This is a genomic window from Pseudomonas sp. FSL R10-1339, assembly GCF_009600545.1.
Classification (GTDB): domain Bacteria; phylum Pseudomonadota; class Gammaproteobacteria; order Pseudomonadales; family Pseudomonadaceae; genus Aquipseudomonas; species Aquipseudomonas bubulae.
In genome coordinates this window covers 1-15,102 of record NZ_WIVQ01000109.1, presented here as the reverse complement: position 1 = coordinate 15,102, position 15,102 = coordinate 1, and the positions used below count along the sequence as shown (strand labels likewise).

At 52.9% G+C, this 15,102-nt stretch carries 16 protein-coding genes, 1 tRNA gene and 2 pseudogenes; 15 read left to right on the top strand and 4 right to left on the bottom strand.

Features of this window, described 5'->3' with window-relative positions:
• The 11 genes and pseudogenes from GHO03_RS21335 to GHO03_RS21285 form a co-directional block, all read left to right on the top strand.
• Positions 1-195, top strand: a pseudogene (locus tag GHO03_RS21335) (electron transfer flavoprotein subunit beta/FixA family protein); the annotation flags it as partial.
• Between the two features lie 2 nt (positions 196-197).
• Positions 198-1,127: an electron transfer flavoprotein subunit alpha/FixB family protein gene (locus GHO03_RS21330; protein ID WP_016779965.1), complete on the top strand. Its 930-nt coding sequence runs from the start codon at positions 198-200 to the stop codon at positions 1,125-1,127.
• Between the two features lie 136 nt (positions 1,128-1,263).
• Positions 1,264-2,082 carry an ABC transporter substrate-binding protein gene (locus tag GHO03_RS21325; RefSeq protein WP_095002269.1) on the top strand — a complete coding sequence of 273 codons (819 nt, stop codon included), beginning with the start codon at positions 1,264-1,266 and terminating at the stop codon, positions 2,080-2,082.
• Between the two features lie 9 nt (positions 2,083-2,091).
• Complete coding sequence (locus GHO03_RS21320) at positions 2,092-2,448, top strand: DUF4398 domain-containing protein (protein ID WP_095002268.1); 357 nt, start codon at positions 2,092-2,094, stop codon at positions 2,446-2,448.
• On the top strand, positions 2,445-3,251 hold the full coding sequence (locus GHO03_RS21315) for an OmpA family protein (protein WP_095002267.1): 807 nt from the start codon (positions 2,445-2,447) through the stop codon (positions 3,249-3,251). The genes GHO03_RS21320 and GHO03_RS21315 overlap by 4 nt, the downstream gene beginning before the upstream one ends.
• 247 nt (positions 3,252-3,498) lie before the next feature.
• Entirely contained in the window at positions 3,499-4,968 is a 1,470-nt protein-coding gene (locus GHO03_RS21310) for a PLP-dependent aminotransferase family protein (protein ID WP_095002266.1), read from the top strand.
• A gap of 71 nt (positions 4,969-5,039) precedes the next feature.
• Positions 5,040-5,512: pseudogene (locus tag GHO03_RS21305) on the top strand (translation initiation factor 2).
• 153 nt (positions 5,513-5,665) lie between these two features.
• A complete protein-coding gene (locus tag GHO03_RS21300) occupies positions 5,666-5,920 on the top strand; it encodes a YkgJ family cysteine cluster protein (RefSeq protein ID WP_016779971.1) in 255 nt (84 codons plus the stop codon).
• Positions 5,921-5,967: 47 nt separating this feature from the next.
• Positions 5,968-6,576, top strand: coding sequence for an START domain-containing protein (locus GHO03_RS21295; RefSeq protein WP_095020313.1), 609 nt, complete (start codon positions 5,968-5,970; stop codon positions 6,574-6,576).
• Positions 6,577-6,841: 265 nt separating this feature from the next.
• Complete coding sequence (locus tag GHO03_RS21290; protein ID WP_016779973.1) at positions 6,842-7,183, top strand: ribonuclease E inhibitor RraB; 342 nt, start codon at positions 6,842-6,844, stop codon at positions 7,181-7,183.
• 623 nt (positions 7,184-7,806) lie between these two features.
• Entirely contained in the window at positions 7,807-8,529 is a 723-nt protein-coding gene (locus tag GHO03_RS21285; RefSeq protein ID WP_153400486.1) for an amidotransferase, read from the top strand.
• Between the two features lie 114 nt (positions 8,530-8,643).
• Here the strand turns inward: GHO03_RS21285 and GHO03_RS21280 are convergent, their stop codons facing one another.
• The 3 genes from GHO03_RS21280 to GHO03_RS21270 form a co-directional block, all read right to left on the bottom strand.
• A complete protein-coding gene (locus GHO03_RS21280) occupies positions 8,644-9,615 on the bottom strand; it encodes a magnesium and cobalt transport protein CorA (RefSeq protein ID WP_095002262.1) in 972 nt (323 codons plus the stop codon).
• An 83-nt stretch (positions 9,616-9,698) separates the two neighbouring features.
• Positions 9,699-10,481, bottom strand: coding sequence for a 1-acyl-sn-glycerol-3-phosphate acyltransferase (locus GHO03_RS21275; RefSeq protein ID WP_095002261.1), 783 nt, complete (start codon positions 10,479-10,481; stop codon positions 9,699-9,701).
• A 222-nt stretch (positions 10,482-10,703) separates the two neighbouring features.
• Positions 10,704-11,393 (bottom strand): crotonase/enoyl-CoA hydratase family protein, encoded by a 690-nt coding sequence (locus GHO03_RS21270; RefSeq protein WP_095019389.1) that lies wholly within the window; start codon positions 11,391-11,393, stop codon positions 10,704-10,706.
• A 307-nt stretch (positions 11,394-11,700) separates the two neighbouring features.
• Between GHO03_RS21270 and GHO03_RS21265 the strand changes: the two genes are divergently transcribed.
• The 4 genes from GHO03_RS21265 to GHO03_RS21250 all read left to right on the top strand — a co-directional run bounded on the left by GHO03_RS21265 (position 11,701) and on the right by GHO03_RS21250 (position 13,847).
• Positions 11,701-11,790, top strand: a tRNA-Ser gene (locus tag GHO03_RS21265).
• 304 nt (positions 11,791-12,094) lie between these two features.
• Positions 12,095-12,412 carry a hypothetical protein gene (locus GHO03_RS21260; protein WP_153400485.1) on the top strand — a complete coding sequence of 106 codons (318 nt, stop codon included), beginning with the start codon at positions 12,095-12,097 and terminating at the stop codon, positions 12,410-12,412.
• A 20-nt stretch (positions 12,413-12,432) separates the two neighbouring features.
• On the top strand, positions 12,433-12,939 hold the full coding sequence (locus tag GHO03_RS21255; RefSeq protein WP_153400484.1) for a hypothetical protein: 507 nt from the start codon (positions 12,433-12,435) through the stop codon (positions 12,937-12,939).
• A 71-nt stretch (positions 12,940-13,010) separates the two neighbouring features.
• Positions 13,011-13,847: a hypothetical protein gene (locus GHO03_RS21250; protein WP_153400483.1), complete on the top strand. Its 837-nt coding sequence runs from the start codon at positions 13,011-13,013 to the stop codon at positions 13,845-13,847.
• A 149-nt stretch (positions 13,848-13,996) separates the two neighbouring features.
• Here the strand turns inward: GHO03_RS21250 and GHO03_RS21245 are convergent, their stop codons facing one another.
• Positions 13,997-15,001: a replication initiation protein gene (locus GHO03_RS21245; protein ID WP_153400482.1), complete on the bottom strand. Its 1,005-nt coding sequence runs from the start codon at positions 14,999-15,001 to the stop codon at positions 13,997-13,999.
• Positions 15,002-15,102 lie beyond the last annotated feature (101 nt).

Here is a 15,102-nt window from a genome sequence, read left to right as displayed (position 1 = left end):
GCGTCCCTGCCAAACATCATGAAAGCCAAGAAAAAGCCGCTTGAAGTACTGACGCCAGACGCGTTGGGTGTTTCGACTGCTTCGACCAACAAGACCCTGAAAGTGGAAGCCCCGGCTGCACGCAGCGCGGGTATCAAGGTCAAGTCGGTGGCTGAACTGGTCGAGAAACTGAAAAACGAAGCGAAGGTAATCTAATCATGACTATCTTGGTAATCGCAGAACACGACGGCAAGGCACTGGCTCCGGCCACGCTGAACACCGTTGCCGCTGCCGCCAAAATCGGTGGCGACATCCACGTTCTGGTTGCAGGCCAGGGCATTGGCGCTGTAGCCGAAGCAGCTGCGCAGATCGCTGGTGTGGCCAAAGTTCTGGTTGCTGATAACGCGGCCTACGCCCATCAGTTGCCTGAAAACGTTGCGCCATTGGTTGCAGAGCTGGGCGCTGGCTACAGCCATATCCTGGCTGCAGCTACTTCCAACGGCAAAAACATCCTGCCGCGCGTTGCTGCGCAACTGGACGTTGATCAGATCTCCGAGATCATTTCGGTGGTTAGCGCCGACACCTTCACTCGTCCGATTTACGCCGGTAACGCCATTGCCACCGTACAGTCCACTGCGCCGGTCAAAGTGATCACCGTACGCGCCACCGGTTTCGACCCGGTTGCTGCGCAAGGTGGTTCGGCAGCGGTTGAAGCGGTTGCAGCGGTTCACGATGCAGGCACTTCGTCGTTTGTTGGCGAAGAGCTGGCCAAGTCGGACCGTCCTGAGCTGACCGCAGCCAAGGTTGTGGTTTCTGGCGGCCGTGGCATGCAGAACGGTGACAACTTCAAGCTGCTGTACACCCTGGCTGACAAGTTGGGCGCTGCTGTTGGCGCATCCCGCGCCGCTGTGGACGCAGGCTTCGTACCCAACGACATGCAGGTTGGCCAGACCGGTAAAATCGTTGCGCCACAGCTGTACATTGCGGTCGGTATTTCCGGCGCGATCCAGCATCTGGCCGGGATGAAAGATTCCAAGGTGATCGTTGCGATCAACAAGGACGAAGAAGCACCGATCTTCCAGGTGGCCGATTACGGCCTGGTAGCGGACTTGTTCGAAGCTGTGCCTGAGCTGGAGAAACTGGTTTAATCCAGTTGCTTCACTTATAAAGGGCCCGGTTACCGGGGCGTGGGGAAGGGTAGGGCACTCAGTGTCCTGCCTGTTTTCACAGCCCGGGTAACCGGGCTTTTTAATGCCTGTCAATTGTGTGGAGGGAGTGTAGGGTATGGATATGCGTCAGATCAGCAGGCTGCTGGCAGGGTTGGTGTTTTTGCCATTGCTGTCCGAGGCGGCGGGCAAATGCGAACGCCTGATCGTCACCGGCAGCCCCGATGCCCCGCCTTACCTGTGGCGTGATCCGGCCGACCCTGCCCATTTGATCGGCGCCAGTGCCGACCTGATCCAGCAGGCTGGCCACGAGCTGGGGATCAAGGTTGAAGTGCTCTATGGCGGCAAGCGTGCCCAGGCCCATGACGAGGTTCGTACCGGACGCATGGACTTGCTGCTCGATGCTCCGCTGACCGTGGCCGGGCTTTCTTCCTTCGATTACATCCACCCGCCGCTGGTGCGCAACGATTATCTGGTGTGGACGCGCAAAGATTCTCCCCTGATCTACGAAACGCCCGCAGACTTGCATGGGCACAAGGGCGCGGTCTCGGAAAAGGCCCGTTTAAGCGAAACCTTCAATGAGTTTGCCCGTCATCAACTGACCCTGGAGCCCCAGCCCGGGTTGACCCAGGCTTTTCAGAAGCTGCTGCTGGGGCAGGCCGAGTATGTACTGGCCGGTCGTTATGCCGGTATGGTCACTGCGCAAACCCTGGGCATCGCCGATGATTTGCTGGCACATCCGCAACCTGTCGATCAGCCAGGGCTGTTTTTGGCTGTTTCCCATGACTCAGCCTGTAATGAGCCGTGGTTGCGCGGACAGCTCGCCAAAAAGATGACAGAATTGCCCGCCTCCGGCCTGACCGAGGCGGTAGTGCAACGCAATCTGGAGCGGTGGAAAACCCAGCTGCAACAACCGCTCAGCGCCCCAAAACAGTAGGAATCCCTAGTGACAATTCGACCTCTTTTCGCTGCCCTGGCCGTTGTGGCTCTGGCGGGGTGTGCAGCCGATCCTGCGCCGAATGAACAATTGCGTTTGACCGAGCAGGCCCTGGAGCAAGCCAAGGCGGTGGGTGCAAAAGCCGATGACCTGGCCGAGCTTAAACAAGCCGAAGACAAGTTGGCCCAAGCGCTGGCCGATATGGCAGATGAATCTTACAAGGACGCGCGCATGCAGGCCGAACAGGCGGAGCTTGACGCCCGCTTGGCTGAAGCTCGTGTGCTGACGCAAAAAAGCCAGGAACAATTGAACGTGCTCAATACCCGTATCGCGCGCTTGCGCAAACAACTGGCGGAGGCGCAATGAGCCTCAAGTCCGCAGCTTACATGGGGGCGCTGGCTATCGGCCTGAGCGGTTGCACCGGCCATCACAACAGCCAGCAGGCCTTGCAGCAGGCCGGTACCGACTTCCAGGCCGTCAAGGAAGATACCAATGTATTGCGCATCGCTCCCAAGGACGTGATCCGCTCCGGTGAGTCCCTGGCGCGTGCTGACCGGTTGTCCAGCTATTGGGGCAGCGGTGATGACGTTGCGCATTACGCCTACTTGAGCCAGCGTTACAGCGAAATCGCCCGTGAGCACACCCAGCAGGTGCTGAATGAAGAGCGCGCGGCCAAGCTCGAGCTGGAGCGTCAGCGACTGCAACTGGCCTTGCGGGAGGCCAAGCTGTTAAGCGTTCAGCAGCAGGGCCAATGGCTGGAAGAGCAAATCGTCAGCCTGGCCACGACCCAGACCGATCGTGGCCTGGTCATGACCCTGGGTGACGTGTTGTTTGATACAGGCGAAGCCGATTTGAAAAATTCGGCCAACCGCACGGTTCTCAAACTGGTGCAGTTTCTGCAACTCAACCCCAAGCGCATTGTGCGGATTGAGGGTTACACCGACAGCACGGGCGGCACGGAGGATAACCTCAAGCTGTCCATGGCCCGTGCCCAGGCAGTGGCGGATGTGCTGATCGACCTGGGTATCGACGAGAAACGCATCCAGGTGGAAGGTTATGGCGACCAGTACCCGGTGGATGTGAACGCCAGTGAGCGCGGCCGGGCCCAGAACCGTCGTGTTGAAATCGTCTTCTCGGACGAAAAAGGCCAGTTGGGCGCCGCTCGCTAAAACCGGGATTTGCCTGGACTGTGGGAGCGGGCTTGCTCGCGATTGGAGCGGCTCGGTGTGCCAGGCGTACCGCGGTGCTGCCATCGCGGGCAAATCTCGCTCCCACAGCTGCATTGTCCGCACCCATACAGTTACCCCCGCACTCGCGCTGTACGGCTTAGATAAGTGACAACTGTGCCCGTACACTTCTAAACTGTTCCGGTATTGTTCCCCATAAAAACAAAGCCTGAACATCGAGTGCAGCGCCATGACCAACCTTTTGCTTTACCAACGTATCGCTCAGCAGCTGGCTGAAGATATCCGGCGTGGCGTTTATCAGCCGGGCGAGCGTGTGCCTTCGGTGCGCAAGATGAGCTCGCAGCTCAACGTCAGTCATGCCACGGTGTTGCAGGCCTACGCCAATCTTGAAGACCAGGGGTTGATCCGGGCACGGCCGCAGTCCGGATATTATGTGCACCAGACCCCGGCACTTACCGCACCCACTCCGGATATCGCCCGTGTCGAGCGTCCGGGGCTGGTCACCCGCAGCAGCATTATCCAGCAAGTCCTGGTCGAGTCCCGCCGCGAAGGTGTGTTCCCGCTGGGAGCGGCGGTGCCCAGTGTCGATTACCTGCCTGTACGCGCTTTGCACCAGCAACTGGCCAAGGTCACCCGCTTTCACAGCCCGCGGGCGTTCAGCTATATGTTCAGCCCCGGCTTCGAACCCCTGCGCCGCCAGGTGGCAATACGCATGCGCGATGCTGGCGTGGTGGTCGATCCGTCTGAAGTGATCATCACCCACGGCTGTGTCGATGCCCTGCAAATGTCATTACGGGTGCTGACCCGCCCCGGAGACCTGATCGCGGCGGAGTCGCCAACGTACTACGGCTTGTTGCAACTGGCTGACCTGCTGGGTTTGAAAGTCATTGAAATCCCCAGTGATCCGGCCACCGGCATGAGCCTTGAAGCCCTGCAACTGGCCGCCAACCAATGGTCGATCAAGGCATTGGTGCTGACCACGCGCCTGAGCAACCCCCTGGGTGGGACCATGCCTGAAGAGCGGCAAAAGCAGCTGCTACGCCTGGCCTCGGACTTTGATATCCAGATTGTGGAAGATGATATCTATGGCGAACTGATGTTCGAGGTCGGGCGCACCAAGGCCTTGAAGGCCTTTGATCGCCTGGATCGGGTGATCTACTGTTCGAGCTTTTCCAAAACCCTGTCACCCGGTGTGCGAATCGGCTGGATGATTGCGGGCAAGTTTCAGCAGGAAATCCAGCGCCTGCAAACCTTTACCACCCATTCGGCCTGCAGCGTGACCCAAATGGGGGTGGCGGCTTACCTTGAAAATGGCGGTTACGACCGCCATTTACGCTATATCCGCCAGGAATACAGAAAAAACCTCAGTGCTTTTCAGCTGGCAGTGCAACAGCATTTCCCGGAAGGGACGCAGATGTCCCGCCCCAGCGGTGGTTTTATCCTGTGGGTCAGTTTGCCGGGCCGGGTCAATACCCAGGAGCTGCATGTGCGGGCGCTGCAACAAGGCATCAGTATTGCGCCGGGGCTGATTTTCAGTAACACCGAGCAGTTCAATCATTGCATCCGGTTAAACTGCGGCACGCCCTGGAATCGGGAAGCCGAGCGGGCCCTGATGACGCTTGGCATGCTTGCCAACCAGCTCTGCCAGGAAACTGCAGGTCTATATGGTGGCTCGGCAATAGCCGGTATGGCATTTTGACTATAATTACCTTGTTCCCCTGTGCGTAAAGCGCGAGCATACGCACCTGAACCGTTAAAGCTGTGGGAGTTATGAAAGCGACATATTGTGCGAGTCTTGTGTTGATGGGTGTTTTGAGTGCGCTCAATGCAGTCGTTGCAACAGCAGATCCGGTGCTCCCCGCATCCACTTCTGCGCAGACGCAATCTGTCCATTCATCGGCAAAACCTGCCGCCAGCGAGAAAAAGCGCCGGTCAAAAAGCGTAAGCCAATCGCCACAAAATCCCGGTCGGCCCATGAAATCGCCAAAAAGCCCTTGCCTGCTGCCAAGCTCGACCTGCGCCTGCCGCCCGAGATGGTCAAGCAACTGCGGCCCTTGGGCACGGTAGCCATGCCTGCGCACAAACCGTTACTGCCCAATATGTTTGGCGAAAAGTCTGTCGAAGAAAGTCCTTTTCAGCTCAATGGGCGTTTGCTCAGTAATGAAATGGACCTGCAATTGCGCAATGAATATCGACACAATGAAATCGAAGGTGCGGCACTGGATTTCGAGTTCAAACAATAAGTGTCGAGCGCTGTAAAACAGCCTTCTAAACTGACTGATCAGTCACCGTCATTTATCGGCACATTCTGCTGAACGGTCAATTTCAAACACCTGTTCCAGCGAGTACTATCCCTTGTCATCAACACACTTTGCCCCGAACGAGGAGCTGACGTCATGAATTGCCGTGAAGGCTGTGGCGCATGCTGCATAGCCCCTTCCATCAGTACACCGCTGCCCGGTATGCCCAATGGCAAGCCTGCCGGGGAACGCTGCCTGCATCTTTCTGTCGACTACTTGTGCGGTTTATTCGGCCAGCCGCAACGCCCTGCGGTGTGTGGTGATTTCAAGGCAGATATCGAGGTGTGCGGCAGCAATCGGGAAGAGGCCATCAACCTGATTGGCTGGTGGGAGCAGGTGACCGCTGCATAGTGTGTTCGTGTCCAGTGAACAAACCTTCAACAATAAGGAACAAGACAATGGGTTCGTTGCATAAAGTGGCATTGATCTGTGGTTTGAGCGCTCTGCTGGCGGGTGTGGCTCAGGCTGAAGACTGGAAGGTTGCCAAGGATCAGGACGGCATCAAGGTGTCGCTGAGTGAGGTGGCCGGCTCCCAGTACAAGGCGTACCAGGGCGTGACGACCATCAAGGCGCCACTGGCCAAAATCAGCAAGTTGCAGGAAGACGTGGCCAGCGCTTGTGCCTGGATCCATGAGTGCCAGTCGCAAAAGCTGCTCAAGCATGAGGGCGACCAGAGCTGGACTTACACCCAGTTCAAAACACCGTGGCCGGTTACCCCGAGAGATTCGGTGCTGCTGGTAACGTCTACCCAAGGCGCAGATGGCAGCCTGACCCGCACGCTCAAAGGCCTGCCGACCTATATCCCGGAAGAAAAGGGCTTTGTACGGGTTGCCCAGGTCAACGGCTTCTGGAAGCTGGTGCCCAAAGGTGACAACCTGACCGAAGTGACCTATCAGGTACACACCGAGCCGGGCGGCAGCGTGCCTTCCTGGTTGGCCAACAAGTTTGTGGTCGATGCGCCTTTCAATACCCTCAAAGGGCTGAAAGAGCGCGCTGAAAAGCCGTAACTCACAGCAGCGCAAGCCGGGTCCTGGACAGCGCATCTGTCCGGGTACCGGGCGCGGTTTTTTCCGACAAACGAAAAAACCTGTTGAAATTCATGGCTTGCCCCCTTGGCAGATCCCGCACCCTGGAGCTACTCTGCAACCAGACCAGCGAAGTAATCGACTGGCTCTGATCTTGTTTGCTACATGCTTATTTCTTCCCTTGTCACGGCCCGACTGTTGCCGAAGGGGAGCGCTGAATGTCTATCCATTGCGAGGAGGACGTTTCATGAGCACAGCCCATCAAGAAGACCTCAGCAGCTATGTGCTGCGCCGCATGAAAGAAGGCGGTTTTGATTTTTCACGTATCCATCCCATCGAGTTTTACGCGATCTTCCCGGACGAGGAGCGGGCGCGCAGAGCTGCACAAAAATTTTGTGGTGAGTCCCTGAATGCGCAGATCAATGTGCGAGATGACGGTGCATGGCATCTGGAGTTGAGTAAGGTGATGTATGCCACCTATGGGGGCATCGGCGATTTCGAGCAGGACTTTGAAGCAGTAGTCGTGCCGCTGGGAGGAATTATCGAAGGTTGGGGCGTGAAGCAGGAGGTGCGTGGCCTGCTCAATTGAAAGGTGTTTGATCGTTTCTCGGCTGGCCTCAGGGCCGGCCGTTCTGTTTTATAGCCAGCAACTTTAGCCCGCGAAGACGCGCAGGGGCGCACGTCTTCGGCATATTGGCATGTCTAACCGATAACCTTTGTCAGGTTCGGCAAGATCAGCAGCAAGGTGGTAGCAAAGAGGATAAGACCGGCTTGACGTACTTTCGTATGTTTGAACATGGCTATCTGCCTTTTTTTGTTTTTCCTGAACGACAATGCCTGCGCCAAGAGATTAATGCCTCGAAAAGAAAGCGGCCCTGGCAACAGGGTTAACCTTAGAGCCCCCATAAGACATGGCTTAGAACCCTTTAACATCATCCAAGTGCAGTAAGTTTCTAAAACGCTATTAAATCTTTTACCCCTGACCTGCCGACCCGTATCTAGACGCAACGGGCCCGTTTGGTGTCCATATTCTTAGCCCCCTACCGTTCGTCAGGGAGTGCAGTGCAGCCCTGTTTTGTCCTACAAAAGGCCCCCGTTTTCAGGGGTTGCAGGGCGATTACTACGTTCAGTACTTGCCATCAAATACCCTTTCAGGGCAGGCTCGGATCTGTTGTCATCATTACTTTCGCCTTTATCGTGCCAGGTACTTTTATGTCGCTACGCATCTGCATTCTGGAAACCGACATTCTGCGTCCAGAGTTTGTTGACCGATATCAGGGCTACGGGCAAATGTTTGTGCGCCTGTTCTCCACGCAGCCAATCGCGGCACAGTTCACTGTTTTCAATGTCATGCATGGCGAATATCCGTCTGATGACCAGACGTTCGATGCTTACCTAGTTACCGGCAGCAAGGCGGACTCATTTGGCACCGATCCGTGGATTCAAACCCTCAAAACCTACTTGTTGACCCGCTACGAGCGCGGTGACAAGTTGCTGGGCGTTTGCTTTGGCCATCAATTACTGGCGCTGCTGCTGGGTGGCAAGAGCGAGCGCGCCACTCAAGGCTGGGGCGTGGGCACCCACCAGTACAAACTGGCTGCCAAGGCACCGTGGATGAACCCGGTGGTCGAGGACTTGACGCTGTTGATCAGCCATCAGGACCAGGTTACGGCCTTGCCGGAGAACGCCACGGTCATTGCTTCCAGTGATTTCTGCCCGTTTGCCGCCTACCACATCAATGATCAGGTGCTGTGCTTCCAGGGCCACCCCGAGTTTATCCACGACTATTCGCGGGCCTTGCTTGACCTGCGCCAGGAACATCTGGGCGAGCAGGTCTACAGCAGCGGTATCGCCAGCCTGGGCCAGGATCATCATGGCCGCACCGTTGCCGAGTGGATGATGCGTTTTGTGTCGCACAAGCCGCAGATCGCCTGATATCCGGCTCGATATAGGTGGGAGCGGGCTTGCTCGCGATTGGAACGATGCGGTTTGGCTGAACAATCGCGCTGTCTGAATCGCGAGCAAGCCCGCTCCCACAGGGTGAGAGGGTTAGAGCCAGCCAGACCGTTTGAAGCTGGTCCACAGGCCGGTGACGCCCACCGCAATAAACCCCAGCACACCGAAATAGCCGTAGTGCCAGGTCAATTCCGGCATGTTCTGGAAGTTCATCCCGTAAATCCCCGCCACGGCAGTGGGGAACGCCAGGATGGCCGCCCAGGCGGCGAACTTGCGCTGTACATTGCTCTGGCGTGAAGACTCCAGTAGCACAACGATCTCAATGGTCTGGGTAGCGGCATCGCGCAGGTTGGTGAGATCTTCCATCTGCCGCGTGACGTGAATCTGCACATCACGAAAATAAGGACGCATGTTCTTGTCGATAAAGGGGAAGGTCAGGCGCTGCAGTTCTTCGCTGATCTCCACCATGGGCGCCACATAGCGGCGCAGACGCAGTACATCGCGGCGCAGGCCATGCAGGTGGACGATGTCCGCCTCATTCAGGGCATTGCCCATGATGCTTTGTTCGAGCTGCTCGATTTCGGCATGGATGGCTTCGCTGACAGGCTGATAACTCTCGGTAACGAAGTCGAGCAGGGCATACAGCACAAAGTCTTCACCATGCTCCAGCAGCAGCGGCCGTGCTTCGCAACGCTGGCGTACGGATTTGTAAGAGGCTGAATGGCCATTGCGGCTGGTGATGATATAGCCGTTGCCGGCAAAGATATGGGTTTCGACAAACTCCAGTTTGCCTTCATGGCGAACCGGAGAATAGATCACGATAAACAGCGCATCGCCAAAGGTCTCGAGCTTGGGACGGCTGTGTTGCTCAAGGGCGTCTTCGATGGCCAGTTCATGCAGGTTGAACTGGCGTTGCAAGTTGGCCAGCTCTTGCGCGTCGGGTTGCTCAAGACCAATCCAGACGAAGTGACCAGGCTTTTTCGCCCACTCAATGCCTTCGTCCAGCGTGATATTGGTGACTTTCTTGCCTGCGTTATAAACCGCAGCAGCAACAACTCTCCCCATAGTTCTAATCGCTTCTTCTTCAAAGGGTTATGGCACGAAGATGCAGCTTAGCGTGCTATTGGCCACTTTGAGACGACAAAGGTTCAGTGGTTCGGGTTGGATACTGTCGAGTTGCCCTTGGACAGGGGTGGCAAGTGAATGTTTTTCTGGCTCAGCAGTTCCCGGTCCATGGCTTCAATGCATTCACGCATCTGCTCGTGGCACTGTTCCATCAACTGCGGGATGTCATTCAGGGTCAGGCCGGCTGTCGGGATGGCAGGCAGTGAACGGATCTGGATATCGGCACTGTGCCAGCGGTTGAGCTGCAGGTGCTGGCTATAAGTGCTAACGCACACCGGTACGATCGGCACCCCGGCAGTGATTGCCATCTGGAATGCGCCCTTCTTGAAAGGCAGCAGGGTTTTGCCGAAATTGCGCGTGCCTTCCGGGAATACCCAGATGGACGTGTCTTTCTCTTGCAGGGTGCGGGTAGTCGTCAGCATCGACTTGCGGGCTTTCTGGGCATTGCCCCGATCGATCAGCACGTTGCCCGCCAACCAGAACAGCTGGCCGAACAGAGGCACCCACTTAAGGCTTTTTTTGCCGATGCACACAGTGCGGCGCGGTACCACGTTGCCGAATATAAACAGGTCGTAGTTGGACTGATGATTGGCAATCACCACACAGCTTTGCGGCTTGTCCATCAACGGTCCGACCTCGGCCTTGAGTCTGTAGCCCAGGATCCAGCGGGACGGCCAGGCATACAGGCGCGCGCACAGGCGGCTGTTGTCCGGATTGAAGGGACGGCACATGCCCAGTATTACACCCAGTACGCCTGCAAGCATAAAATGCAGACACATCAACAACATACGCATCGAAAGTAGCATTTACAGGCTCGCCAAAACAAAAGTCGGCGCAGTGTACGGATGTGCACTGTCTTCAGCAATTACCCCGATACAAGTAGGAGATAGCTGAAGTTTTAGCATTTGTTTCAACGAGCTTTGTAAGAGGCGGGCCAGAGCAGTTTGAGAATGATTGCAGGGGGACGTCAGGCAGGCACAATCCCGACCGCAGGTTGCGGTCGGGACCGGTATTTCAGGGGGGGAGGGTCAGAGCGGGTGGTGCTGGTCTTCTTCAATTGCCTTGTCCAGCGTTTCCAGCAGCTCCTTGCGCACCTTGAGCTTGGTGTTCCTGTGGGCCCTCATATTGATCTTCTTCAACTGGCGGGCGGCTTCCAGGGCTGCGGCTTGCAGCTCATCAGGCTTGACCACCTTGTCGAGGAAGCCTGCGTCAACTGCGGTGAGCGGGGTGAACATCTCACCGTTGATAACCGAGCGGTGGAATGCCGATTTGCGCAGCCGGTCGCGGGCCAGCTCAATACCGGCATGGTGCATGGTCATGCCTATCTGCACTTCGTTCAGGCCGATGCTGAACGGGCCTTCCACGCCGATACGGTAATCCACCGACAACAGCAGAAATGCGCCCTTGGCCACCGCGTGGCCGGAACAGGCAATCACCACCGGGAACGGATGCGCCAACAGGCGACGAGCGAGGGTCGAGCCCTGCCTGACCAGCTCAATGGCTTGCTCGGGGCTGGCGGTCATCACCTTCAAGTCATAGCCGCCAGAGAGAATGCCTGGTTGCCCGGTAATGATGACTACAGCGCGATCCTGCTCGGCCTGGTCCAGTGCGGCATTAAACGCAGTGATCACATCCGGGGAGATGGCATTGACCTTGCCATTGCTCAAGGTCAGCGTGGCGATACCGTCTTCCAGGTGATAGGCAATCAAGTCACTCATGGCGCAAATCCTTGTTATGAAGTGGGGCAGACGTTACCCAGCCCCGTGGCCCAGGTAAAGGGCCATGACTGACCGGTGAGTCATGCAATTGGCCTGCACCTTCTATATAGAGGGCAGCGGAGCAGGGTTTTTGCCTGAACGGGCAAAGCTGCGGTGCCGGAATTTGGCAGAAACGCCCCCCCGTGGCATACCGCCAAAAGGACTATTTTCGTAAGCACATGAAAATTCTGAAAAAAACATTTGTCATATCGAAAGCTTTCGACTACATTAGCGCGCCTCGACAGACAGAACTTGTTTGAAGAGATACGGTGAAGTGTCCGAGTGGCTTAAGGAGCACGCCTGGAAAGTGTGTATACAAGAAATTGTATCGAGAGTTCGAATCTCTCCTTCACCGCCACATTCTAAAAGTCCTTACAAATCAATGGTTTGAAGGATTTTGAAAATAGCGATTTGTAGCAGGATTTTGTAGCAAAATTTGGACCATCAAATTTTGCCCCTGTTATGAGTCGCTATTTTTTTGCCTGAAAAAAACCGAAGCGCTTTTGTCCCTCCTTCCAGTCACAAATTGCTCGCCTTTGGCCTCTCTGCGCCTTTATTTGATTGGTCCACGCTACGGCGTTCGCCTTCGATGTATTCCCTTGCTTTAAAGCGGTGCTCTGGCGATGATGAAGGCAATTAGCCACTCATCAAAGGAAGACACTGTGGGCACTCAAACCAAATCTCTGAAAGCATTGATTGCTCAACACTGTGTGTCGCTTGACGCAATCACGATCATGAACGCATTGCTTAAAGTAGGCCATGCTGAAAATTTCGAGTATGAAAGTTCAACTGGGTCTGGTGAAATCAAGTCATTTCGCAAGTTGACCGAGGAGGGACAGAAGTTTGGAGTCAATAAGCTCTCGATGGGGCCATCAATCAGAACCGAAGCTCGTTTCTATGATTCGAGTTTTCCAGAACTACTGAGCATCGTTGTCAAGCAACTGAGCAAAGAGGTAAGTGAAATCAACGGTTCGGTTTAACTTAGGTGTCGTGAGAACTAATGATGAAAAACCTAATGGTGCTCTTAGGGGCTGCGATTTTGTGTGGTTGTGCAACACAACAACCTCTATTTATTACCAAAATAGACCCGTATACCAAGGTACAGCAATACAGGCTTAGTGGGATATATCCCGCGAATTGTCCCGGAGATTCCGCTTTTTATTACTCCGTAGAAATAGGTTTTTTAGGTACTGGTGACACAAATGCATTGAATATTGAGTACATTGGCCCCAGTTGGAAATTTCTAGATGCCAAACAAGGTCTCGATTTATTAGTTGACGGCGTGCCGATGAAGCTAAAAGGAATTCCTGGGGCTAGCACAGATGTAGGGAGTTATGGTGTAACAGAGAATGTGTACTTTCAAGTAAATCGAGAAGTTGTTAAGGTATTAGCTAGTGCAGAAAAAATTCAACTTCGGGTTTCTGGTTCGAAGGGGTTGATAGAGAAGTGTTTGAATAAAACGGAAATAAGTGGAATAGCGCAAATTATACCTTACGTTAAAGATTAAGGTCGTAACTAGGGTTTGGGCGCAGCTTAACTTTAATGGCGATACATTTTTAGGTAATTACAGGTGCTGGAATGAGCGAAGTCCTAGAATCCATGCTGAAAGAAATATTAGAATGTGATATTTCTGCTGAAATTGATGGGTTAATTAGTTTCACGAAAGAAGTTAAAGAGTACTGCGTAAAGCAGAGTATTCCATTTGCCAAAGGTGTTGTTTCTAATACTCGCAAGCTGGTGACAGTTGACGCAGAGCTTGATATGCCATTCCTAGAATGGATGTCCGTAAATAGACCTTCATTTGTCGCGATGGAGTGTCATGAGGGAACACTAAACTATTCGGAAGGTGTTCTTTTCGACTTTTTAATTGGGCATGCAGAAAACGTTGGCAAAGAAGTAGATGTAAAAGAGTTTCAGGAAAAGTGTGCGGGTAAATATATTGCAGTAGTAGTGCACTTAATATTCAACGAGTCATTGGTTCGCGTTAAATATACAAAGAACTCAAAGTTGAGAGCGATTTGCTCAATCGAGCCAGTGCAGGATGATGATGGAGAGGACGATGATTGGGATAGTGCTTATATCGAACCAGTCTATCTGACCGATGAGGAGATTAATGGGTTTTCTAAAAAACTTGCATTGCATGAGGATTTTTATCTTGCAAATAATATTGGAGAAAGAAAAAGCTTGGCGTCTAAAGTTTTAGATGCTGAAATATCAGACTATGATTTAGGTAAAATCGCCAGAGAGTCGGCCTCTGTTTATAAAATAGAAATTCTCCCTAAACGAGTAGAAGAAATGCTATCCCAAGATAAGGACCATAAGGAAATGGCTGAAATTTTAGGGGAGAGTCAAAGCAAAATAAAGCAAATTATTGCTGTAATGAAAGCCAAGGAGGCCTTTAAAGATATTGATTAGGCTGTTTCGTAACTAATATGCTACATAGCCCTTTAATGGGCTTTTTGGTTTTCCGAAAATTATTGGTGTGTGTGCAGAACTCCCTGCCAAGAAAACTTCCCCTACGGGCTATTATCCCTGATATAGTTAAATTCCAACTTTTGTCCGCGTTAGATAAAACTAGGCTTGCCAAGTTCGTACCATTTAGTTCTTCCGATACCCAGTTTAACCCAGGGCTTTTCCTTTGAAGTTACCGGTCGGCCCATGTTTATACCATTGTTTTTTCTGTAATAATAAGTCGATGATGGAATTTGTTCTTTCTCCCAAGGCTTCTCTCCCGTATAAATCACATTCCCTTTGCTTTTCTGTCTTGATTGTTTCGCTCTATTACTCTTCAACTCATTAAGTCTCTCTATCGAGAAATTACCGCTTATAAAGCGATAAACACTATCTGATATGACTTCCACCTCTTTATGGTCTAACGGACACTCAAACTTATTAAAAATCAATGCTTGTTCAAAAATCATTGTACGCAGGTCATTTTCATCGTATCTGTGCCAGTTCGTATATGACCAGATACGCAGGTTTTCAAAGAGCGCGCAATTTCTACCAGTCGCAAAACCATCTTCAATATGTTGTGTCTTTTTGACTTCCTTCTGGTACTTTACAAGCTCTTTATCTACAAACTCATTTAGATAGCCTAAATCATACGGCTTATCTTCAAACGAGAAGACTTTATAGGCTTTTGATTGAAATGGATTTTTAGTCAAAAGCCCATTATAATTCATGTCTGCTTGAATTCTTACGGCTAAACCATGCTCTATGTCAGAGAAGTACTTTATAGGCTTTAAATGACCGCTCACATCGTTCTTGACTGATGTTTCAAGTATGTACGTCATGTGAGAACGTCCATTTTCTTGGTTTCTTACTATCAGTTGTGGAGCAGGCAATCCCTTGTCACTCCAATCCAAGACGCTCATATCACTATCCAAATCAAATATCATAAAGTATTTATGAGTTTTGGAGTTCGGTTGAATATGGTTCGACTTTAAAGCAGTTTCTATTGAGCCGATTTTTTTACCAAACGAATAATCGTTAGCATAATATGGCTTGGCTGGAAGTTTTGATTTGTATAGTTCTAGCGTATTTTCAAGTCTTAATTGTACATTATTCATTTTCTCCTCTAAATTATTTTTAGTTTTTTTAGGAGAAAATTTCGAGACTGGCTCTTGCTACTTCAACTTGAAATGGTATATTGAATATACAAAGCGTTGAA